The organism is Microlunatus ginsengisoli (assembly GCF_039537205.1).
Classification (GTDB): Bacteria; Actinomycetota; Actinomycetes; order Propionibacteriales; family Propionibacteriaceae; genus Microlunatus; species Microlunatus ginsengisoli.
This window is the reverse complement of sequence record NZ_BAABAB010000042.1, coordinates 1-20,631: the sequence shown is the minus strand read 5'-3', so window position 1 is coordinate 20,631 and position 20,631 is coordinate 1. Positions and strand designations below refer to the sequence as shown.

General features: G+C 70.4%; 19 protein-coding genes and 2 tRNA genes. 8 read left to right on the top strand and 13 right to left on the bottom strand.

Features of this window, described 5'->3' with window-relative positions; genetic code table 11:
* Positions 1 to 42: 42 nt before the first annotated feature.
* Positions 43 to 636 (bottom strand): WhiB family transcriptional regulator, encoded by a 594-nt coding sequence (locus ABD747_RS21745; protein ID WP_344808579.1) that lies wholly within the window; start codon positions 634 to 636, stop codon positions 43 to 45.
* A 114-nt stretch (positions 637 to 750) separates the two neighbouring features.
* Positions 751 to 1,329: a bacterial proteasome activator family protein gene (locus ABD747_RS21740; protein WP_344808577.1), complete on the bottom strand. Its 579-nt coding sequence runs from the start codon at positions 1,327 to 1,329 to the stop codon at positions 751 to 753.
* 177 nt (positions 1,330 to 1,506) lie between these two features.
* Between ABD747_RS21740 and ABD747_RS21735 the strand changes: the two genes are divergently transcribed.
* The 3 genes from ABD747_RS21735 to ABD747_RS21725 are packed head-to-tail and all read left to right on the top strand — an operon-like array spanning position 1,507 to position 5,806.
* Positions 1,507 to 3,390, top strand: coding sequence for an ABC transporter ATP-binding protein (locus ABD747_RS21735; RefSeq protein ID WP_344808575.1), 1,884 nt, complete (start codon positions 1,507 to 1,509; stop codon positions 3,388 to 3,390).
* Positions 3,387 to 5,315, top strand: a complete 1,929-nt coding sequence (locus ABD747_RS21730) for an ABC transporter ATP-binding protein (protein WP_344808573.1) — start codon at positions 3,387 to 3,389, stop codon at positions 5,313 to 5,315. Before ABD747_RS21735 ends, ABD747_RS21730 begins: the two co-directional genes overlap by 4 nt.
* Positions 5,303 to 5,806: a GNAT family N-acetyltransferase gene (locus ABD747_RS21725; RefSeq protein WP_344808571.1), complete on the top strand. Its 504-nt coding sequence runs from the start codon at positions 5,303 to 5,305 to the stop codon at positions 5,804 to 5,806. The genes ABD747_RS21730 and ABD747_RS21725 overlap by 13 nt, the downstream gene beginning before the upstream one ends.
* Positions 5,807 to 5,868: 62 nt before the next feature.
* Here ABD747_RS21725 and ABD747_RS21720 read toward each other — a convergent pair whose 3' ends face one another.
* The gene (locus ABD747_RS21720) at positions 5,869 to 6,840 is read right to left on the bottom strand and encodes an NAD(P)H-quinone oxidoreductase (protein ID WP_344808569.1); all 972 of its coding nucleotides are present in this window, start codon (positions 6,838 to 6,840) and stop codon (positions 5,869 to 5,871) included.
* A gap of 83 nt (positions 6,841 to 6,923) precedes the next feature.
* Between ABD747_RS21720 and ABD747_RS21715 the strand changes: the two genes are divergently transcribed.
* A tRNA-Ser gene (locus tag ABD747_RS21715) sits at positions 6,924 to 7,012 on the top strand.
* A 41-nt stretch (positions 7,013 to 7,053) separates the two neighbouring features.
* Positions 7,054 to 7,587 carry a hypothetical protein gene (locus ABD747_RS21710; RefSeq protein WP_344808567.1) on the top strand — a complete coding sequence of 178 codons (534 nt, stop codon included), beginning with the start codon at positions 7,054 to 7,056 and terminating at the stop codon, positions 7,585 to 7,587.
* Between the two features lie 3 nt (positions 7,588 to 7,590).
* Here the strand turns inward: ABD747_RS21710 and ABD747_RS21705 are convergent, their stop codons facing one another.
* Positions 7,591 to 9,249, bottom strand: a complete 1,659-nt coding sequence (locus ABD747_RS21705; protein ID WP_344808565.1) for an LCP family glycopolymer transferase — start codon at positions 9,247 to 9,249, stop codon at positions 7,591 to 7,593.
* A 234-nt stretch (positions 9,250 to 9,483) separates the two neighbouring features.
* Between ABD747_RS21705 and ABD747_RS21700 the strand changes: the two genes are divergently transcribed.
* A tRNA-Ser gene (locus ABD747_RS21700) sits at positions 9,484 to 9,577 on the top strand.
* A gap of 83 nt (positions 9,578 to 9,660) precedes the next feature.
* On the opposite strand, the gene ABD747_RS21695 is transcribed toward ABD747_RS21700, so the two are convergent.
* From ABD747_RS21695 to ABD747_RS21655, 9 genes are all read right to left on the bottom strand, one after another.
* On the bottom strand, positions 9,661 to 10,878 hold the full coding sequence (locus ABD747_RS21695) for a tyrosine-type recombinase/integrase (protein WP_344808563.1): 1,218 nt from the start codon (positions 10,876 to 10,878) through the stop codon (positions 9,661 to 9,663).
* Positions 10,875 to 11,123, bottom strand: coding sequence for an excisionase family DNA-binding protein (locus tag ABD747_RS21690; RefSeq protein WP_344808561.1), 249 nt, complete (start codon positions 11,121 to 11,123; stop codon positions 10,875 to 10,877). The genes ABD747_RS21695 and ABD747_RS21690 overlap by 4 nt, the downstream gene beginning before the upstream one ends.
* 1 nt (position 11,124) lies before the next feature.
* Positions 11,125 to 12,483, bottom strand: a complete 1,359-nt coding sequence (locus tag ABD747_RS21685; RefSeq protein WP_344808559.1) for a DUF3631 domain-containing protein — start codon at positions 12,481 to 12,483, stop codon at positions 11,125 to 11,127.
* Positions 12,484 to 12,549: 66 nt separating this feature from the next.
* Entirely contained in the window at positions 12,550 to 13,548 is a 999-nt protein-coding gene (locus ABD747_RS21680) for a bifunctional DNA primase/polymerase (RefSeq protein WP_344808557.1), read from the bottom strand.
* Positions 13,545 to 13,946: a hypothetical protein gene (locus tag ABD747_RS21675; protein ID WP_344808555.1), complete on the bottom strand. Its 402-nt coding sequence runs from the start codon at positions 13,944 to 13,946 to the stop codon at positions 13,545 to 13,547. Before ABD747_RS21675 ends, ABD747_RS21680 begins: the two co-directional genes overlap by 4 nt.
* A gap of 173 nt (positions 13,947 to 14,119) precedes the next feature.
* The gene (locus ABD747_RS21670) at positions 14,120 to 15,271 is read right to left on the bottom strand and encodes a hypothetical protein (RefSeq protein WP_344808553.1); all 1,152 of its coding nucleotides are present in this window, start codon (positions 15,269 to 15,271) and stop codon (positions 14,120 to 14,122) included.
* Complete coding sequence (locus ABD747_RS21665; protein ID WP_344808551.1) at positions 15,259 to 16,401, bottom strand: hypothetical protein; 1,143 nt, start codon at positions 16,399 to 16,401, stop codon at positions 15,259 to 15,261. The genes ABD747_RS21670 and ABD747_RS21665 overlap by 13 nt, the downstream gene beginning before the upstream one ends.
* Entirely contained in the window at positions 16,398 to 16,892 is a 495-nt protein-coding gene (locus ABD747_RS21660; RefSeq protein WP_344808549.1) for a hypothetical protein, read from the bottom strand. The genes ABD747_RS21665 and ABD747_RS21660 overlap by 4 nt, the downstream gene beginning before the upstream one ends.
* Complete coding sequence (locus tag ABD747_RS21655; RefSeq protein WP_344808547.1) at positions 16,892 to 17,095, bottom strand: hypothetical protein; 204 nt, start codon at positions 17,093 to 17,095, stop codon at positions 16,892 to 16,894. The genes ABD747_RS21660 and ABD747_RS21655 overlap by 1 nt, the downstream gene beginning before the upstream one ends.
* 91 nt (positions 17,096 to 17,186) lie before the next feature.
* Here ABD747_RS21655 and ABD747_RS21650 point away from each other — a divergent pair, with 91 nt between their 5' ends.
* Together ABD747_RS21650 and ABD747_RS21645 are read left to right on the top strand one after the other, a co-directional pair.
* A complete protein-coding gene (locus ABD747_RS21650) occupies positions 17,187 to 17,525 on the top strand; it encodes a winged helix-turn-helix domain-containing protein (protein ID WP_344808545.1) in 339 nt (112 codons plus the stop codon).
* A 1,375-nt stretch (positions 17,526 to 18,900) separates the two neighbouring features.
* Positions 18,901 to 20,601 (top strand): S9 family peptidase, encoded by a 1,701-nt coding sequence (locus ABD747_RS21645; RefSeq protein WP_344808543.1) that lies wholly within the window; start codon positions 18,901 to 18,903, stop codon positions 20,599 to 20,601.
* Positions 20,602 to 20,631: the final 30 nt, after the last annotated feature.

The window sequence follows — 20,631 nt, the reverse complement described above, 5'->3', positions numbered from 1 at the left end:
CCACGGAAGATATCGCCTTTCTGAGGAATCTGCTGACTGCTCTCAGGCTGCTCGCCGGCTGCCGCGCGCGGGGTCGAGCACGGTCCTGGCGGTGGCCAGCACGGCGCGCACGGAGGGCCGGGATCGCGGCTCCTGCTCGCGCGTACGTCCGCCGTTGCGGTCGCGCCGCAGGTGACGCTTGACCGTCGACAACGAACAACCGAGGCGGTGGGCGAGCCGCTCCAGACTCTCGTCGGGGTGCGCGGCCCTGAGCCGGACGACCTCGTCGTGGTCGACCGGCCGATTGCCGCCGATCACCCCGGCCAGCGTGTCCAGATTCTCCGGCTCCACGGTGATCCCGAGCAGCGTCCGGATCCGGGCCCGTTCGCGCGCAGTGGTGCCGCCGACATAGCCGGCCACGTCGTGCCGGACCACGGCGTCGTACAGGCAGCCGGCGAGCAACGGACAGGCGAGGCAGGTCTGCTCGGCCCGCCGCTGCAGGATCGCGTAGCGGCGGCGATCCTCGGCGCTGGCCGCCGAGGCGGGCGGGTCCTCCAGCAGCGGGTGCTGGAACACCGCCGTCTCTTCGACACACAGCGCGCGGCCGGCGGGCCCGGCGCTGCGGACGTCGAGAATGCTCAGGGGTCGGGAGGTCATTCGGCTTCTCCATCTGGTCGTCTGGTGATTGGCCAGGGATGGGACGCCGATGATGTCGATCGGGTTCCGTGTCAGGGCAGGGAAGTCCCGGAGATCTTGAGCAACGGTGCAGGGTTAGAGATACATCCCCCCGCTCCGCTGCTCGGTGCCCTCGCCGGGCTCACCGCCCGGACGGCCGGCGGGCAGCGCCCGGCGCATCTGCTCGAGCTGGGCCCGGGCGGCCATCTGCTGGGCGAACAGGGCGGTCTGGATGCCGTGGAACAACCCTTCCAGCCATCCGACCAGCTGCGCCTGGGCGATCCGCAGCTCTGCGTCGCTCGGCGTGGCGTCCTCGCTGAACGGCAGCGCGATCCGCTCCAGCTCCTCGACCAGCTCGGGTGCCAACCCCTCCTTCAGCTCGGCGATCGACGCGGCGTGGATCGCGCGCAGCCGCTGCCGGCTGGCGTCGTCGAGCGGCGCCGCCTTCACCTCCTCCAGCAGCTGCCGGATCATGTTGCCGATCCGCATCACCTTGTCCGGTCGCTCGACCATGTCGGTGATCGACCGCTGCGCGTCGTCCTCGGCCGTCTCCACCTCGGCCGGCGGCCCCTCGACCGCCATCGAGTCGGGGGTGACGACGAACACCCGACCGTCGTCGGTCTGGCCGGCAATGCCTTGCTGCTGGCCGGCGTCCTCGGGCTGCGGAGAGGTCATGGGTTCGATCCTAGACACGGATTCCGACACTGCGCTCGGACCGTGTTCGACCCCCCGGACGCGGCCGAAAACCGGTGGAAGAGTGTCGGTGCCGTTGCCTAAGTTGGACAGGCCATGCACGATTTCCCGCCGGTCATTCCCGGCCCGTCGTCGACCGCTCGGCCGCGTGATTCACGGGTGCCGGCGCGGGACTTCGGCGCGCCCGACGTCCGCGGGCCGATGCGATTCCTGTTCTGGCTGAGCTGGCAACAGGCGCCGGCGCTGGCGGTGTCCTCGCTCTTCGCGGTGATCTCGTTCATCCCGGGCTCGGTCGGTCCGTTCATCGTCGGGACGATCATCGATCGCGGCATCCTCGCCGGTGATCCCGCCGTGGTGCTGCGCTGGTCGGCGCTGCTGCTCGTGCTCGCCCTGGTCGGCGCGGCCGCCGGCATCGGCCGGCATACGTTCGTCGTGCGCACCTGGCTGGTCGCGATGTACGGCACCGGCAAGCTCGTCAACCGGACCACGGTGCGGCTCGGCCACGTGCTGACCCGGCGGACGCCGGCGGGTGAGGTGCTCAGCGTCGCCAGCGGTGACTCCAACGAGTTCGGGGCGCTGACCGAGGTCACCTCGCGGGCGGCCGGTGCATTCGCGGCCTACCTGATCATCGCCGGCATCGTGTTGTCGACCTCGCCGAAGCTCGGGCTCGTCGTGCTGGTCGCGGCGCCGTTGCTGGTCATCTCGGCGATGCCGCTGCTGCGTCCCATGCAGCGCCGGCAGGAAGTCGAGCGCAACCGCACCGCGGACCTGACCTCGCTGGCCACCGACATCGTCGCCGGGCTGCGGATCCTGCGCGGCATCGGCGGGGAGCGTACGTTCTCGCGCAACTACGACCGCCAGTCCCAGGCCACCCGGCAGGCCGGGGTCGCGGCCGGGCTGTGGCAGTCGGCGCTGGACGGCGTCGCGGTGCTGTTCGCCGGGCTGTTCCTGGTCGTGCTGACCTGGCTCGGCGCCGACGAGGTGCTGGCCGGCAACCTCGAGGTCGGCCAGCTGGTCAGCTTCTTCGGTTACGCCGTGTTCATGGTCTGGCCGATCCAGACCTTCTTCGAGCTGGTGCAGAAGTGGGTCCGGGCCGCGGTGTCGGCGCGCAAGGCGATCGCCCTGCTCGGCGAACCGATCCCCTGGCGGGAGCCGGCCACCGCGCTCACGCTGCCGCGCGACGCCGACATCGCCGACCGGCGCTCCGGCTTCGTCGGCCGGACCGGTCAGCTGACCGTCGTCGTGTCCGCCGTGCCGGACGACTCCGCGGCGCTCGCCGACCGGCTCGGCCGCTATCTGCCGGCCGCGGTGGGCAAGCCCGCCGACCTGGACATCGAGGCGGGGGCGAAGGGCCGGGCCGCACGCGCAGCCCGGGCCCGTCGCCGGCAGGAGCGCTCCAGCCAGGCAGCCCGCGACGCCGAGCTTGCCGGCGGTCAGTGGGGCGTGAGCATCGGGTCGGTCGACCTGGCCGACGCCCGGCTGGCGGACGTCCGCCGGCAGGTGCTGGTCAGCGACGCGAGCGCGGTCACCTTCGCCGGCACCCTGCAGGAGCTGATCGACCCGCATCGCCGGCTCAGCCGCGAGCAGGCCGAGCGGGCGCTGCACACGGCGGCGGCGGAGGACGTGTTCGAGGCGCTGCCGGGCGGCTGGCAGGGCCGGATCGACGAGCGCGGCCGCGGTCTGTCCGGCGGCCAGCGGCAGCGGCTCGTGCTGGCCCGGGCGCTCGGCCTGGATCCCGAGATCCTGGTGCTGGTCGAGCCGACCTCGGCGGTCGACGCGCATACCGAGGCGCTGATCGCGGCCCGGCTGGCCGAGCACCGGCGGGGCCGGACCACCATCGCGATGAGCGTCTCCCCGCTGCTGCTGCACCACGCCGACCGGGTGGCGCTGCTGGTGGACGGGCAGGTCGCCGAGGAAGGAACGCACGAGGAACTGCTCGGCCGCAGCGCCGCGTACCGGCGGGTCGTGGTGCGCAGCCTGGACGACGACGGGCCGGCCGCTGCCGCGCCGACGGAACCGCACCGAGAGGAGGTGGATCGATGAACGAGACGACGTTCGAGCTGCGTGGCTCGGCGGAGACCTGGCGGGCCGATCCGCCGCCGCCGCGGGTGCCGCCCGGGCTGATCCCGCCACGGACGGGCTCGCCAGGCGACCGGCTGAGCGCCTGGCGCCGCCGCCACCAACTGCGCGCCCGGCGAGCGGCCGAGTTCTACGCGTCGTCGCGGCAGCCGGAACGCGGTCTGCCGGTGGCCGACAGCTCGGCGGTGCTCGGCTTCGTCCGAGGCCTGATCGCCGACCGCCCGTTGCTGGCGATCGCCCTGGTCGTGCTGCATGCGCTGGCCGCGGTTGCCGGACTGCTGGTGCCGTTCATCCTCGGCCGGCTGGTGGACGCGGTGACCGCTCCCGGCACCGGGTCGTCGACGGTCTCCCGACTGGCGCTGACCGTCGCGGCCATCGTCGTCGGACAGGCGCTGCTCACCTTCCTCGCGCTGGCGGTGTCCACCGTCTTCGGCCAGGACCTGCTGGCCAAGGCCCGCGAGTACGTCGTCCGGACCGTTCTCGGGCTGCCGCTCGGCCGGGTGGAGTCGGCCAGCTCGGGTGATCTCATCACCCGGGTCACCCGGGACGTGAGCACGATGAGCGAGAGCGTCCGCTGGGGCCTGCCCGACGCCGTCATCGCGGCCGTGACGACGCTGCTGACCATCGTGGCGATGGTGTTCAACTCGTGGCTGCTGACACTGCCGTTGCTGCTCACCCTGCCGGTGCTGGGCGTCGCGGTCCGTCGCTACCTGCGGCGCGCGCCGATGGGCTACATCACCGAGGGTGGGACCTACTCGCGGATCAACACCACGCTGACCGAGACCGTCGAGGGCGCCCGGACGGTGGAGGCGCTCGGCCTCGGCGATGAGCGGGTCGCCCGGATCGACGACGACATCGCGGAGTCGGCTCAGGCCGAGCGCTACACGATGAGCCTGCGCAACATCTTGTTCAGCGTGTTCGGGTTCTGCTTCGACACCCCGATCGTGATGGTGCTGCTGCTCGGCGCCGTCGGCTATGCGGAAGGCCTGGTCACGCTGGGTCAGATCACGGCCGCGACGCTGTACATCCAGCAGCTGGTCGAGCCGCTGGACCGGCTGATCGAGACCATCGACCGGCTGCAGGTCGGCGTCGCCTCGACCAGCCGGCTGCTGGGCATCGCGGCGGTGCCGCCCGATCGCATGCCCGGGACCGAGCGGCCGGCCGGCACCGAGCTGGTCGGGTCGGACCTGCGGTTCTCCTATCGCGACGACCACGACGTGCTGCACGGCATCGACCTGGATCTGGTGCCGGGCGAGCGGCTCGCGATCGTCGGGCCGAGCGGGTCGGGCAAGTCCACCCTGGGCCGGCTGCTCGCCGGGATCAACGCGCCGCGCACTGGGTCGGTCACGGTGGGCTCGGTGCCGGTGACCGCGCTGCCGCTCGACCTGCTGCGGACCGAGGTCGCCCTGGTGACCCAGGAGCACCACGTGTTCGTCGGCACGATCCGGGACAACATCGTGCTGGCCCGGGAGGACTCTCCCGACGAGGTCGTACGCCGGGCGCTGGGCGTGGTCGACGCGCTGAACTGGGTGGACCGGCTGCCGGACGGTCTGGACACGATGCTGGGCGGCGGCAACCTGACCCCGACTCCGGCGCAGGCTCAGCAGATCGCGCTCGCCCGGCTGGTTGTGGCGGATCCGCACACGCTGGTGCTGGACGAGGCGACGTCGCTGATCGACCCGCGGACGGCCCGGCACCTGGAGGGCTCGATGGCGGCGCTGCTGGCGGACCGGACGGTGGTCGCGATCGCCCACCGGCTGCACACCGCACACGACGCGGACCGGATTGCGGTGCTGATCGACGGCCGGATCGCCGAGCTGGGCAGCCACGAGGAGCTGGTGGCGACCGGCGGGGAGTATGCGAGCCTGTGGCGGCGGTGGACCTCCTGAGCCGGTTGGTCGGCGAGCCGCCGGCAGTGGCGGCGCAGCGGGTCGGGCCCGACGACTGGGAGTTGTTCCGTCGGGTCCGGCTGGCCGCCCTGGCGCAGGCGCCGGAGGCGTTCGGCTCGCGCTACGAGGACTGGGTGCACGCCGGCCCGGAGCGCTGGCAGGCGCGGCTGACGGACGTCCCGCTGAACCTGGTGCTGTTCCTCGACGGGGAGCCGATCGGCCTGGTCAGCGGGACCGCCCCGCGCGACGGCGCGGTCGAGCTGATCTCGCTCTGGGTGGCGCCGGAGGCCCGAGGCCTGGGCGTCGCCGGCGAGGCCGTACGCCGGGTGCGGGCCTGGGCCGGCGAGTCGGGTGCTCGGCGGGTCGAGCTGATGGTCAAGATCGACAACACCGCCGCCCGCGGGCTCTACGACCGCCTCGGCTTCGCCGTCATGGGCCCGAATCCCGACGATCCGACGGAACTCTGGCTGTCGGCCGGGACATCGGAGTAGATCCTCGGTCGACTGACCCGGACGATCTGCTCCGATCCGGACCGGCGGCACCGCGCGCACGATCAGACGGTCAGAACCACCTTGCCGATGTTGTCGCCGGACTCCAGCCGCCGGTGGGCGGCGGCCACCTCCGCCAGCGGGAACGCGGTCTGCGGCGCCGGCCGGATCGCACCCGAGCCGATCAGCGGCCAGACCACCTCGGTCACCCGGCAGCAGATCGCGGACTTCTCGGCCACCGGCCGCGAGCGCAGCGTGGTGGACAGCACCGATCCCCGGATGGTCATCAGCCGACCCAGGTCGAGCGTGCCCTTGCGGCCACCCTGGAGGCCGATCACGATCAACCGCCCGCCGACGGCGAGGGAGGCGACGTTCGGTTCGAGATAGGACGCGCCCATCACGTCGAGGATCACGTCAACCCCGTGGTTCTCGGTCAGCCGCGACACTTCCCCGACCCAGTCCTCGCGATAGCTCATCGCGGCGTCGGCGCCGAGCTCGAGACAGTAGGTCACCTTGTCGGTCGATCCCGCCGTGGCGATCACCCGGGCCCCGATCGAGTGGGCGTACTGGATCGCGAAGGACCCGATCCCGCCGGCACCCCCGTGCACGAGCACGGTCTCGCCCCGACGTACCGAGGTGGCGTCGAAGTTCGACACCACGGTGGCGGAGACCTCGATCAGCCCGGCTGCGGTGACCAGATCCACGCCGCGCGGCGGCGCGACGACCTGGCCCGCGGGTACCGCCACCAGCTCGGCATAGCCACCGCCCGCCAGCAGCGCCACGCACGGATCGCCGACGCTCCAGTGGTCCACCCCGAATCCGACACCGGCGATCGTGCCGGACACCTCCAGACCGAGCAGCTCGCTGGCGCCCTTGGGTGGCGGGTAATTGCCCTGTCGCTGGAGCAGGTCGGCGCGGTTGACCCCGGCCGCCACTACCGCGATCAGCACCTCGCCGTCGCCGGGCACCGGGTCCGGCGCCTCACCGAGGGAGAGCACGTCGGGCCCGCCGGCTCCGCTCCGCGTCACCGCCTTCATGACCGCCAGCGTGCCATACCGGGTTCGGCTAGGGTTGTGCTGCCTCGGGCCCGGCCGGCGCAACCGATCGCGGGGCCCGGACCGGCGAGGTCGCATAGTGGACTAGTGCAGCCGCCTTGAAAGCGGCCGAGCGGCTCAAACCGTTCCGTGGGTTCGAATCCCACCCTCGCCGCACCGATATCGATCGGCCAGCGCCGAAGGGAGACCCATTCCGTGACCGATTCCGCCACCAGCCGCGGCGACGACGCCGGCACAGGCGCGGCCGAGGACACCGCACCGGGCCCCGCAACCGTGGACCCGGAGCCGATGGAGGATCAGGCGTTCCAGCTCCGGGCGGCGCCACCGATTCGTGCGCTGGCCATCGCCTCGGCCGCGGCAATCGCCGGCGCCGTGGTGATCGCGCTGTCCGGCCACCCCGCTACGACGGCGGTCGGCGCGGTGGTGCTGGCGTTCGGGGTGCTGCTGGCGGGCGCTGCCCTGCTGCTCACCGCCCGGTTGCGTAGCACCGTCACCTTGACGGCGGACGGCATCGCGGTCGCCCGAGGGCGGAACCGTGCCCGGCTGGACTGGGGCGATATCGAGCGGGTCGAGCAGCACGACCATCGGCTGGTCGCGCTCGCTCGGGAGGGAAAGCGCGACCTCGTGATCGTCGTGCCCGCCCGGCGCGGGGCGACGTACGCCGCCCTGGTGGAATCTCTGCGGGTCCGGCTGGATGCCAGCCGGGGTTACGGCACCTCGACCGGCTGACCCTCAGCGCGCCGGCTGCGCGGTCGCCGCCACATCGGGCTGGAAGGCGCAGGTCTTGTCCACGTCCTCGCTCTCGGGCTTCTTCTTCGGCTTGCTCGGCTTCGAGCCGGACGAGCTCGAACCGCTCGGGCTCGCTGTGCCGGTCGAGGTGCCGTCCGTCGCCGCGGTCTCCTTCAGCGCCGCCTTCACCCGCTGGCGCATCAGCGGGAAGTCGGGGTCGGGGCTCGAGAAGCCGTCAACCCCGTGCTTGAAGACAATGCTGCGGACGTTGCCGTCCTTGACCCGAAGGCTCAGGTCGACGAACAGCGGCAGCGCCTCCTGCGGGATGTCGGTCCGGATGATGTCCTTGCTGGCCTTGGCGATCTGCTCGTAACGGGCCAGCATGTTGGTCGGGTTGGCCTGCTTGATGATCGCGTTGATCACGCACCGCTGGCGGTCCATCCGGGCGAAGTCGTCGGAGCCGTAGCGGCCGCGGGCGTACCACAAAGCCTGGTTTCCGTTCAGGTGCTGGTCCGGTCCCGGCTTGAGGTACTTCTTCGGCGGGATGTGGAGATCGGTGTTGCCACCCATCGGGATGTAGGTGTTGATGTTCACCGTGATCCCGCCCAGCGCGTTCACCATCTGCGCGAAGCCCTGCAGGTTGATCAGCACGTAGTAGTCGACCTTCAGCCCGAGCGCCGTGCCGACCGACAGCTTCAGCGCGTCCGCGCCCAGGTTGTCGGTCTCGCCGATGACGTCCTTCGGCACCGAGTTCGGCACGTTGTCGTACATCGCGTTGAGGAAGAACTCGGCGTTGTTGCCGTCACCGTTGGTGAAGCCGTTCGGGTAGTACTTGTGCAGCGGCGAGTCGGTCGGGAACGGCATCCGGCCGGTGTTGCGGGGCAGGCTGAACAGGGTCGTGTCGCCGGTCTGGGTGTCGACGCTGGCCAGGATCACGGTGTCGGTCCGCGTTCCGGTGCGGTCGGGACCGGCGTCGCCACCGAGCAGCAGGATGTTGACCCGCGGCGTGTCCTTCCACGGGTCCGGGGCCTCGCCCTTGGCCGTCTGCGGAGCCTCCAGCGTCGGCCGGGTCGCGCTCTTGGTGTTCTTGTCGGACTTGAACACCGTGTTGACCAGGCTCGCCTGGTCGTAGCTGTACCGAGCGCCGACCGCCATCGGCGCCGCGACCGCGAACGCGAGCACGCCGACCAGCACGGCCCCGATCGCGCGCTGGGTCCCGGTCGGCCGGCGGCGCAGCGCCAGGTGCGTCGCCACGATCACCCCGACCCAGATCAGCGCGAGCACGATCAGCCCGACCGCCAGCGTGTTGAGCACCGCCGGCCGGACCGCGACCGAGAGCAGACCCTTGAGGTCGACGGCCGCCCAGAGCCCGACGATCAGCAGCAGCGTGACGAAGACGCCGAGGATGACGCCGCCGACCAGGCGCCGCTTCGCCGCGATCAGGCCCAGCCCCGGCACGGCCGTGCCGGCGATCGTGAAGGCGACCGTACGTCCGAAGTCGTTGTCCGACCTCGCCCGGCGTGGCTGCTGCTGGTCCTCCACGGTCCACGACGCCGTCTGATCGGGCCGCTCCGGACCCCCGGCGGCGTCGGGAGAGTCACCCGGGGACGAGTCGTGCGAGCCGTCGGACGGCGCGCTCCACTCCTGCGGCTCGTCCGGCACCGGCGTCTCCTGATCACGTCGTTATCACGGGCGGTCCGAACGCCGCGCCGCGGTTGGCTCCGCCTACTGTACGTCCGCGCCCGCGATCCGGCCGATTTCGACGCGATCCCGCCCTCACCAGGGGTGACGCCAGTCACGCCGGATTCGGTTTTGCCTGCCGACGACCTGGGTCGGTAGGCTGGCCCACCGTGCCGCCTGCCCTCCGGGCCGGGCGGTGCACACCATGGTTGGTCGGGAGGCGTCGCCTAGTCCGGTCTATGGCGCCCGCCTGCTAAGCGGGTTGAGGGCACAAACCCTCTCGCGGGTTCAAATCCCGCCGCCTCCGCCACCACCAGGGCAAACGCTGTCTGGCCTGAGCCGACGGTATGGCGCTCCGGAGTGCTGGACCAGGCGATGGTCTCAATCTTGGTCTCAATCCGTCTCGTCGGGCGCCCAGATCAGCCCGTCGACCAGGCCGGCGACCTCGCGCCGGATGGGGTCGGTGACATGCTGGTAGCGGGCTGCCATGCCGGTCGTCGACCAGCCCATGACACCCATGACGGTCCGCTCCGGCACGCCGAGCACCAGCAGCACGGTGGCGGCCGTGTGCCGGGCATCGTGCAGCCGGCCATCCCGAACGCCGGCGCGCTTTAGTAGTGCTTTCCATGCGTGGTAATCACTGTTGGGCTTGATCGCTTGTCCGAATGGGTCGGTGAATACCCGTCCCGTGTCGACCCACAGCTGGGCGGCGATGGCGCGCTCGCTCTCCTGCTCCCGCCGATGCTCGCGCAGCAGCTCGACCAGCGCGGCCGGCAGCCCTACGCGCCGCTTGCCTGCGCTTGATTTCGTCGGCCCGTCGTCGGCGTTCAGCTGGATCCGAGACGGGCAGCGGCCGGGCGTCTTGCCGCACGCGGATCGGCAGCCGTGCTCATACACCGGACGGGCTCGGCTGGTGGTGATCTTGAGAATGCCGGCGTCGAGTTCGACGTCGGGCCAGTGAAGGCCGAGCACTTCGCCCTGACGCAAGCCGAGGGCGAGCGCGATCGCCCAGCGGGCGGCGTTTCTCCCCTCGCTCGCGGCCTTGAGGATGCGCCGCACCTCCTCGATCGAATAGGGCTCAACCTCCTGCTGCTCGACCTTGGGCGCGCGCGCCAGCGTGGCGACGTTCTGGGCGACCTGGCGGCGGCGGTGGGCTTCGCCCAGGGCGGTGCGGATCGTCCTGTGGACCTGATGTGCCGTGGCGGGCTTCAGGCCGGAGTCGATCATCTTTCGGTAGAGCCGTTCGAGGTGCTCGGGCTCCAGACGTTCGAGGCGGTGGCGCCCAAGATTCGGGACGAGGTGGTTATGCACGGCGATCCGGTAGGCGTCGTAGGAAGACCATCGGATCGACGGCCGCGCGATGTTCTCCAGCCAGTGTTCGAGCCAGCTGGCAACGGTCCAGCGCACGCCGGCCGCAGGCAGGATGCCGTCGGCTCGCTTGCGCTCCAGCTCGCGGACCGCCCGCCGAACAGCAGCCTCGGACTTGCGCGCGACGTGGCGGCGGTCTGCTGAACTGTCGTCTCGGACGCCGACGGTCACCCTCCCGTGCCAGCGGCCGTCGGAGCCGAGGTAGACCGTTGACTCGCCGTGCGGCTTCTTCGGTCTGGTCATCCCGCACCGCCAGTACGGCCGGCGCGGAGGTCGTCGAGGAAGGTGACGAGCGCGTCAGCGGGAACACGACGAAGTCGGCCGATGCGGACCGACTCGACGGCGCCGGAGCTGACGAGCGCGTACATGATCGTGCGGCCGATGCCAAGCCGTTCGGCGGCCTGCTCGACGGTCAGCACGAGCGGCACCGGCTGGGCGAGCTGGTCGCGCCGGGCGGGGAACAGCTGGTTGAGGTCGTCGTCGGTCATGTCAGGACTCCTTTGTCGAGGTGGTGCAGGTGGGGTGGGTGTGGGTGCCGTCGTCGTAGCTGAGGGGTTGGCGGCAGCTGATGCAGGTGGCTGTTTCGGTTGGCTGCGCCTTCCCGTCCCAGCCGTCCCGCCGTCCCACGAGCGTGGATTTGGGACGGGAAGGGTTGTTTGGGACGGCTGAGCCGTCCCAGGCCCGGGTTGGGGCGGTTGGGACGGCTGAGCCGTCCCACGGATGCTGTGCCGTCCCGTTTTCACGCTCGTGGGACGGTGGGACGGCTGGGACGGCAGGGCGCCTGGAACTTGGTTCGGGGCAGTAGCGGCGCCAGGCGTCGTCGAACTGGTCCCGTTTGAAGCCCTTGGACTGGGTGCCGTCGTCCCACCGGTACTGGACGGAGTGGATCTCGAAGTCGCGGAGCAGCGCGGCCAGCGACTTGGGGTTCAGCCCGTTCTTTCCGAGGGTGTCCCACGGGGCTTCGGCGTCCTCCCGGAGCCGGGCGACCAGGACCTCCGATCGCAGTCCGTCGGCGTCGGCGAACGCGGTCCGGACGTCGATCAGGAGTCGGACCCGGAGGGACACCGTAGAGGCGTCGACGTCGTCGACGGTGAGGGCTAGGACGGCGGCTCTGGCGTCGGCCGGCCAGTGCCCGCCGGCGGCGTCGGCGATCGCCACCAACGGTTCCCAGGTGTCGGCGGCCCGGTCCTCGACGGGCAGCACGGGTGCAGCTCGCTCGAGCTGGTCGAGCCGGCCCATGACCCAGGCGTGCAGCTGGGTCTTGAGTTGGGTGAGGGCTGGACCATCTCGGCGGGCCCGGTAGGGCAGCACGGTTTCGTCGGGTGCGCGGCGGCGCATGGCGATGATGACGGCCCGGTCTTCGATGGTGTCGGGCATGTTCCCGATGCCGGCGAGGGCGGCCATGGCGAAGGTGGCGATCCGGTCGAGCCGGCGGCTGCCGGCATCCCAGCGGAGGGCGGGCCGGCCGAGTTGGTGGCCGGCGTTGAGGAGGCCGCGGAGGTCTTCGTTGGCGTCGCCGGCGCGGGGTCCGAAGATGGTGTCGGACTCGTCGATCAGCAGTGTGGGTGGGTCGGTGGCGTCTTCCCCGATGCACCGGTACACCGCGGACGGTGAGGCGTTGGCGGTGAGGATCGGGCGGTGGCTCATGGCTTCGATCAGGTCCAGGAGCCTGGACTTGCCGCACCGCTTCTCGGGGGCTTTGATCACGAGCCTCGGGGCGGTGTTCCAGGCCGGCATGGCGTGGGTGGCGGCGATCCAGAGCACGACCGCGGCCGCGGCGTGGTCGGTCGGGAGGACGACGTAGGAGCACAGGGCGGCCTCGATCTGGTCCAGCAGCTCGGCCAGCAACTCGGCACCTTCGACAGGCGGGTCGGCCGGGTCGTCGTCGGGTGGCTCGGGGCATCGTGGTGGTGGTCATTCGACGTTCCTTCCGGAGCGGTGGTTTCGAGGTTGGTTCTTGCCACGGGCGAGGTCGCTGGTGATTGTTGTGGTGGCTTCGGCGATGGTGAAGCCGTCGACGCCGAGGTGGCCCGTGCAGGCGGCCAGCAGCAGGTCTTTGACGGTGTGCTCGTCGACCAGGTCGGCGCCGACGAGTTGGCCGAGTGCGACGGCGGCGCAGAACAGGGTGTGGTTCCGCTGCCCTCGTGGGGCGGCGCGGACGTGGCCGCACTCGCCGGAGATGGCGGCGATCACGTACCGGGCTGGCCGACGAACCCGGTAGGCCGCCGGCCGCCGGGCGTCGTCGGAGCCGGCGTCGGGCGCCTGCCCCCTAGCGGTCGCCGGGGTGTTGCCGGACAGCTGGGCGGTGATCCAGTCGGGTAGCGGGGCGGGGTCGGGGTAGCCGTCGAGCAGGGTGTAGCGGTGTTGGGTGAGCCTGGTGGGTGGGGCGACGACGTAGCCGCCGTGGCCGCGGGTGTCGATCAGCCAGCCGAGCTTGCCGGCGCTGTTGCTGAGCTGCACGCCGGCCGGGGCTTGGTAGTAGCGGTGGAACCCGCCGGACGGGGTGGCGACGGTCCAGGTGGGAGGTAGCGGCCGGCCGGCCGCCAGGCGGACGAGGACGGTGTCACCGGTGCGGACGCTGGTCTTGTCCCAGGGTGCCGGGACCGGCCGGCCGGGCTTGCGGTGGTCGGTGTCGACAACGAGTAGGCCCGCCGGTCCGCAGGCGATGCCGATCCCGTACGGGCGGGTCGACCAGGCCCGGCGGATCCGGCCCGGGTCGCGGGTGGCGCGTTGTTCCCAGGTGGTGTGCCCGCCCCGGCAGTGGGGGTCTGATCGGTTGCAGCTGGCGGCGTTGTGGGCGGGGCAGGCCGGCTGCTTGGTGTAGGGGACGAGCGGGAACACGGGCCAGCCCCGGTCGGCGTAGTCCAGGGCGGCGGTGAGTAGCTCGTCGAGGTAGGCCAGTGCGGTGATCATCGGCCAGCCTCCGCCCCGGCTGTGCCGGCGGTGATGGCGCGGGCGGCGGCGAGGTTGCGGCTGGCGTGCCAGGCGTGGGTGGCGGCGTCGTCGAGCTGGTCGCACGCCTGGGAGACGGAGGTGGCGGGGTGGGTGTCCCAGGCGTCGTCGCGGAGGTCCCAGATGGCGAGGGAGTTGGTGAGGGAGCCGGCGAGCTGGCGTAGCGCTTGGTCCAGGCCGTTGGCCAGGTCCTCGAGTGGGACCAGGATCGGGTCTAGCTCGGCGGCGGGGATGGCATTCCTGGCGTGGGTGTCGTGGACGATGCCGCGCATGTTGTCGGCGGCTGCGGTGGCCTGGATGAGGAGGCGGGCGACCTGGTTCGGAGTGGCCGGTCCGGGGCCGGCGGTGTGGGCGTTCATGGCGGGGGATGACCTTTCGGAGGGTGTGCCGATCGGCGGCCGCGGCTCGGTAGCGGCGGTCGAGAACCTGCACGGGTGGGGGATGGGGTGAGCGCGGCGCCGTCGGCGCCGGCTGGGGGTGCTACCGGGCTACCGCCCTGGTGGGGCTGGTAGTCGGGCCGGTAGCGGTCCTGCTACTGGTAGCCCGGATCCGGGTCGGGAGTAGCGGGCGAACTCGGGCTGGCATCGTGGGCCGGCGGTGCTGCTGGGGGTGGGGTGTAGGTGGGCCAGGCGTAGTCACCGTCGCTGGTGCGGTCGTCGAGGACGGCGGCGAGGGCGGTGCGGGCGAGGCCGCGGCGGTTGAGCTGTCGGCCGTCGACGGTGCGTTTGATCTGGATCGAGCGCAGGCCGTGGGGTCGGACGGCGGCGGTGACCTGCTCACCGGACCAGGCGCCGTAGAGGCCGGGGTAGCTGGCGGCGAGGCGTTCGGCGAGGTCGTCCCACCAGACCTTCTCCTCACCGACCGGCCAGACGGCGGCGAGGTGGTCCAGAATGCTCGCCGAGCTGGTGTCGGGGTCGGGGTCGATTCCGGCCGCGTGCCCGGTCAACAGACCGGCCGCCAGCCTCGCCGCTCTCGCTCGGGCGGCGACGGCTTCGGCCGCGGGTGCGTCGAGGTAGGCGGTGCGGACGATGACCGGTTCGTCGCCTTCGCCGGCGAGATACCCGACACCGCGGTCGGTGCGGGCGAACATGGTGGCCCGGATGCCGACCTTGTACATCGAGGTACCGAGCACCATGTCGTTCTCGGTCTGCCCGGTCACTTTCAAACAGAACCGGAGGACCGGGTTCGAGGAGAAGCCGGTGGGCAGGGACTTGGCGTCGACGCGTTGGGTGGCGAGCAGGAACATGATCCCGGCGGCGGGGCCACGTTTGCCGAGGTCGGTGACGATCTCGACGAGTTCCGGGTCGTTGTCGAACGCGACCTGGACCTCGTCGATCACCACCACGATCGGCCACAAGCCGAGCGAGCGTTTGTCGGCGAGTTCGCGGGTGACCTTTCCTTCGGGGCAGACGTCGCGGGGCAGGCTGCGGATCGTCTTGTAGCGGCGGGCCATCTCCGCCTTGAGGGCGCGGATGTCGGCCTTGAGGTAGGCGAGGTCGTCTGTGTCGTCGCCGGTGCGGAACCGGTGGGCGACGGGTTCCAGCGGGAGCAGGTCGGCGCCGCCGCGGAGGTCGTACACGTGCAGCTCCGCCGACGGATCCAACGCCGCGGCCAACGCGAGGAGGCGGAGCAGGAACGTCTTACCCATCCGGGGGAGGGCGCCGATGATCATCAGCGCGAACATGAGGGTGACGGTGACGGGCCGGCCCTGGGGTCGGTGCCGATCGGGAACGCCTCGAACAGGTCGACCTTGCCTGTCTTGGCCAGCGGCCACGCGACTGGCTTCGCCTTGCTCATGGGCTTGTCGCCGCACCAGATGTGCAGCCGGCCGGCGTGGGTGTCGTGATCGGCGGACGGCCAGACGCTGGAGAGGGGCCGTCGGAGTCCGGAGGCGAGGCGGTCGCGGCGTTCGATCACGTCGCCAGCGGTCACACCTGGGGGGAGGTCGACCTCGGCGCGGAACCCGGGCCCGTCGCGCATGATCGGTGACGGGAACCGCACGCCCAGCTCGACGCCGGGTTTGAGTGACTTGTTGAGCTCCGCGATGCCGAGCGATCGGAGGGCGGTCACGATCAGGTCCGCGGTCAGCCTCGGGACGGCTTCGGAGTCGACCGACCGTGACGTGACCGGACGGTCCGCTGACCGTCCGATCCCGCCCAAGATCCCGAGGAGAGCGATGGTGGTTCCGGTGATCACGCCGGGGGAAGTCGACGTGATCACCGACCAGCCCACGAACGTGGCGAGCGTGGCGACGATGGCGGTGACGAGGAGGCGGCCCCGCACCATGGTCCGGTGCTGCTCGGTCAGCCGGACGAACACGGCGGGGTCGGCGCCGGCGGTGTTCATCGCCGACCGCATCTGCCGCCCGTCCGGGTCAGTCGACCACCGCCACACGACCCCCAACAGCCGGGCCACCCCGAACGGTGAACGGCCGACCAGGCGGAGCCAGTACAGCGGGAGCCGGATCCCGTGGAACGCGGTCACATGCCACGCATGCCGCGCCCACCACGACGCGGCGTCCAGGAACGTCGGCCAGGACTTCACCCAGCTTGGGAGTACCGGCCGCGGTGCGGCCGGTGGCCTCGGAGCCGGCGACGCGTCGACCTGACCGTCGACTAGTGCCAGCCTCGCTGGCCGGTCGTCGTCGGCCTGTTCTTCGGCGTTGAGCTGGTCGCTGGCTGACTGTTCGCGCTGACGGGCTGCCCTGCGCTGGTCCAGCGGCACGATCACCGCTGAGGGCTCGACCTCGACCGAGTCGACCAAGTCCGGCTCGTCTCGCCGCTCGTCGTTGCCGTCGTCGTCTCGGCCGGTCACGACACCCACCGATCCGGCACGAAGGTCGCGGTGTAGCGGGAGCGCTGGGCGGCGATCCAACCGGACACGGCCCACGGGTCGCCGTTGAACGCGTATAGGGCGACGTCACGATGCCAGCGGGAGGCTCGGGTGAAGGCTGCCAGGACCAGCTCGACCGTGGCGCGGTCGAGGCGCTGCATCAGTTGGACCAGATCCGGCACCCGGCGACCACCCAACAGGGCCTCGACGACCGGCAAGAGGGTGAGCTGGCCGGGGCAGCCGTCGAACTCACGCATCGGTTCCGGGTCGAGCCAGAACACGCCCAGCTCGTCGCCCTCACGGACCCACGGCCAGCCCGGATCAGCAAGGCTGCCGTCGAACGCGGCGATTACCAACTCCACCGCGGCCGCGGTCAGATCCGCCTCCGGACCCTCCACCACGGCCAGCCCTTCGCGGAGGCCAGCGCAGATCATCCGCTTCTCGCTCAGCCAGGCGTCGCGTGCGGGGCCCATTACGGCACCGCCGAACTGATCGCCGAGACCACGGTCTTCGACGCGGCCGTGACCGCGTGCAGGATCGGCGGACCCACCGCCGTCGTCGCCAGCGCGAGACCGAACACGATCCCGACCAGCACCCCCGAAACCTTCTGCTTGCCCCACTTCACCAGCCCTAAGGCCAGCAAACCGAGCACCAACACGAGTGGCAACGTGACCATCGTCTTCTCCTTGGGTGAGGGTTAGTGTGAGGAACCGAGAACCGGCCATAAACGGACCATAAGCCGACCAAGACAGGACCGTCAAGGACCAATGAGCAAACCACCGGTGCGAGCGCAGGAACTCGCGGCGCAGCTGACCGCACAGATCGAGTCCGGAGATCTGCCCGCCGGCTCGTGGCTGCCTTCCGAGCGCCAACTGGCCGAGACGCATGCTGTGGGACGCTCGACGGCGCGCGCTGCCGTCCAGTCCCTCGCCGACCTCGGCCTGGTCCAGTTCGTCGCCGGCGCCGGCGCACAAGTGATCCAACGCTCCGAGCTGAGCGGGGGTGAGCTGCGACAGACGCTTCGCCAGATCAATGATCGGCTTGGCGATATCGACCGCCGGCTCGCCAGCCTGGAAGCGGCGAGCCGCTCCGAGTCGACGTACTGAGCGGCTGATTCTCATGTCAGGAAGTCAACCGAGCCAAGGTCCCGTGGACCATGGCACAGCACCGGCACAGCACCGGCATAGCCCAGCCGTTGAGCCGGTCGTCTCAACGTGGACGGGGGCGAAGGCGGCCGCCCTGCGGAAGGCTTGCCGGGGATCGCAGGAGTGGTTCGCGCGCCAGCTCAGCGTCAACGTGCGCACGGTTGCGAGATGGCAAGAAAACCCTGACGTAGAGCTGCGGCATTTCACCAGCGGCATGCTGGACACGGTGCTGCGCAACGCCACAAGCGATGTTCAGGAACGGTTTGTTCGATTGCTCGCAGAGGATCAAGCGACTCCCCCAGACCCTCCAATACCCCACCTCACAGACTTGGGTGACCACCTGGGCGACGATGAGGACATGCTCCGACGGCAGTTCTTGCGCAGTTCAGCCGCGGCCCTGACGGCGGTCGCATTGCCTGGACTCGCCAGCTCCAGACGGACACCTGCACTAAGCGTGGCTAACGTCCACGAGCTGGAGGCGGTTACTGAGGTGCAGCGCCGGCTGTACCACTTGGTGCCCGCTCGCTCGATGTGGGCTTCGGTAGCGGGGCATCTGCGGATGCTCGTCGATCTGATCCGAGCGCCCCAGGCCGAGCAGGTTCGCCGGCAACTCGCCGCGCTTGGAGGCGAGGCTGCTGGACTGTTGGCATGGCTTGCTCTCGATCTGGGCGACGAGCGCGGCCGCGAGAGGTCGCATGACATCGCACTGTCGCTGACTGCCGAAGGCGGCGACCCGGCGCTGGACGCGTACGTGCGGGGATTCCGCAGTCAGGTTCGGCAGTTCGAAGGGCGGCCGCGCGCCGCTCTGGCGTTGGCCGAGCAAGCCGTCGATACGGCCGGCGCCGGCCGGGTGGGCGGCGTGCCTGCGCTTCTGAGGAGTCTTCAGCCGTCGCGCTTGCGGAGGTTAAGGACGAGCGCGGAACCGTGCTCGCGCTCGCCGCGGCCGAGACGGCTCTCAACCGCGGCACTGCGGACGAACCGGCGTGGATGTACGAGTTCGACCACACGGCTGACTGCTGTACGGGGTGACTGCATGCTCCGGCTCGACCGGCCCCAGCACGCCGAGAATGCTTTCAAGGCGGCGCTCAGCGAGATCACGCACAGGGCGGGCGGTTCGAGGTCGAGCTGCTCACCGGGCTCGCCAGGGCGACAGCTCGACAGGGAGAGGTCGAGGAGGCATGTCGTCTGGGTATGCAATCGCTCGACGTCGCGGCCTCAGGCTCGGAGCTTGGCTTCGGTCGAGTCCGGCAACTCCGCCGGGAACTCGACCGCTGGCACGACTCGGACGCAGTGGCCGCGCTCGACAGGCGCCTGGCACTCGCGTAGCCAAGTTGTCATGGAGAAGTTGACCGCCGAGCAGGCCGCTGCGGCCCACGTCGCAGTCGACGCCGTGTCGATTCGCAACGGGTATGTGTATTGGCTTGAGAAGCGACCAGCGACAGGTCGGACCGTCCTCGTCCGGGTGCCAACTACGGGCCGGCACATTCCACAGCCCGTGACAACGGACAAGATCGACGTTGGTTCGCGGGTGCACGAGTACGGCGGCGGCGCGTACTGGGTCGCCGAGGACGATGCCGTCTTCGTCGTCAACGATCCCGACCAGCGCATCTATCGGCTTGACGAGGATGGCCCACGGCCCATCACGCCATCGTCCGGATCACCTCCCACCCACCGGCACGCGGACCTGCGCACACTGCCCGGTGGCCGGCTGATTTGCGTCCGGGAGCGGCACGAAGCCGACGGCGAGGTCGTCAACGAACTCGTCGTGCTACCGGCCGACGGCTCGACGGTGGCGGTAGTCGTGGCGTCAGGACGAGACTTCTACTCGTTTCCGCGACCCGACCCGTCGGGCAATCGGCTTGCTTTCACCTGCTGGGATGCCCCTCAAATGCCGTGGGACGGGACGGAACTTTGGCTTGCCGACCTTGACGCCGATGGCTCACTCAACGCGGCACGCCGGGTAGCGGGCGGGCCGGACGAATCCCTGTTCCAGCCCGAGTGGAGCCCGGACGGTCAGCTGTACGTGATGGCTGATCGAACTGGCTGGTGGAACCTCTACCGACTCCAAGACGACGACGAGTTCCAGCCAATTTTCCCGATTGACGCGGAGTGTGGTGAGCCCCAATGGGAGTTCGGGTACTCCACGTACGCCTTTCTGGACCGCAGCCGGATCCTCGTCCTATGCCGCGATCGCGGCGACGACAGGCTCGTCTTGGTCGATGTCTCTAGCGGCCGCCCAGAGCAGCTTCCGACGGAAGCAACCTCGATCAAGGCTTACCTCGCAGCCGATGACGGCCACATTGCCTACATTGCCAGCACTCCGAGTCGGCTTCCGGCTGTCGTTCTCCGCTATGCGGCCGGCGCCAACGAACGGCGAGTTTCAGACGTCCCGAGCGTCCCACGGCCGGGGAACGGACGCGGGCCAGAGCGACACTGGGTGCCCGCCGAGCGACGGTTTCCAGTGCCAATCTGGCTTCACCTGCCACCGGTGCCGCCCGAGAGCCCGCCGCCTTTCATCGTGCGCCCTCATGCAGGTCCAACCAGCCAAACCCGGCCGCGTCCCGACCCGGAGACCCAGTTCTTCATCTCCCGCGGGTTCGCTGTCGCCGACGTCGATTACCGCGGCAGCACTGGCTATGGCCGGGTATACCGAGAAGCGTTGACCGAGCTATGGGGGATCGCCGACGCCGAGGACTGCATCAGCGTTGCCCGTTGGCTCGCTGGCACAGGGCACGCCGACCCCGCGCGTACGGTCATCTCCGGCGCCAGCGCTGGCGGCTTCACAGCGCTAAGAGCCTTGATCCTCAGCGACGCCTTCGTAGCTGGCAGTTGCGTGTCCGGCATCGTTGACCTTCTAGAATTCCGCCGGTGCACCCACAAGTTCCAGCGCCATGAACTCGACCGCCTTGTCGGTCCTCTCCCCGAGAGTCTGTCGAGCTACGAGAGTCGCTCCCCTCTCAATCTTGTCGAATACGTCGACCGGCCCGTGTTCCTGGCCCACGGCCTAGCCTCGATGTTTCGTCGAGGCCGTTGTTGATCTTGGTTCCGGGATTTGGTTGTTGATGGT

Coding starts and splice junctions, on each gene's coding strand:
- ABD747_RS21730 (WP_344808573.1), top strand. CDS start 3,387: ATGAACGAGACGACGTTCGAGCTGCGTGGCTCGGCGGAGACCTGGCGG.
- ABD747_RS21675 (WP_344808555.1), bottom strand. CDS start 13,946: ATGAACGCCCACACCGCCGGCCCCGGACCGGCCACTCCGAACCAGGTC.
- ABD747_RS21655 (WP_344808547.1), bottom strand. CDS start 17,095: ATGGTCACGTTGCCACTCGTGTTGGTGCTCGGTTTGCTGGCCTTAGGG.
- ABD747_RS21650 (WP_344808545.1), top strand. CDS start 17,187: ATGAGCAAACCACCGGTGCGAGCGCAGGAACTCGCGGCGCAGCTGACC.
- ABD747_RS21670 (WP_344808553.1), bottom strand. CDS start 15,271: ATGTTCGCGCTGATGATCATCGGCGCCCTCCCCCGGATGGGTAAGACG.
- ABD747_RS21740 (WP_344808577.1), bottom strand. CDS start 1,329: ATGACCTCTCCGCAGCCCGAGGACGCCGGCCAGCAGCAAGGCATTGCC.
- ABD747_RS21690 (WP_344808561.1), bottom strand. CDS start 11,123: ATGACCGACGACGACCTCAACCAGCTGTTCCCCGCCCGGCGCGACCAG.
- ABD747_RS21720 (WP_344808569.1), bottom strand. CDS start 6,840: ATGAAGGCGGTGACGCGGAGCGGAGCCGGCGGGCCCGACGTGCTCTCC.
- ABD747_RS21745 (WP_344808579.1), bottom strand. CDS start 636: ATGACCTCCCGACCCCTGAGCATTCTCGACGTCCGCAGCGCCGGGCCC.
- ABD747_RS21645 (WP_344808543.1), top strand. CDS start 18,901: ATGGAGAAGTTGACCGCCGAGCAGGCCGCTGCGGCCCACGTCGCAGTC.
- ABD747_RS21695 (WP_344808563.1), bottom strand. CDS start 10,878: ATGACCAGACCGAAGAAGCCGCACGGCGAGTCAACGGTCTACCTCGGC.
- ABD747_RS21660 (WP_344808549.1), bottom strand. CDS start 16,892: ATGGGCCCCGCACGCGACGCCTGGCTGAGCGAGAAGCGGATGATCTGC.
- ABD747_RS21680 (WP_344808557.1), bottom strand. CDS start 13,548: ATGATCACCGCACTGGCCTACCTCGACGAGCTACTCACCGCCGCCCTG.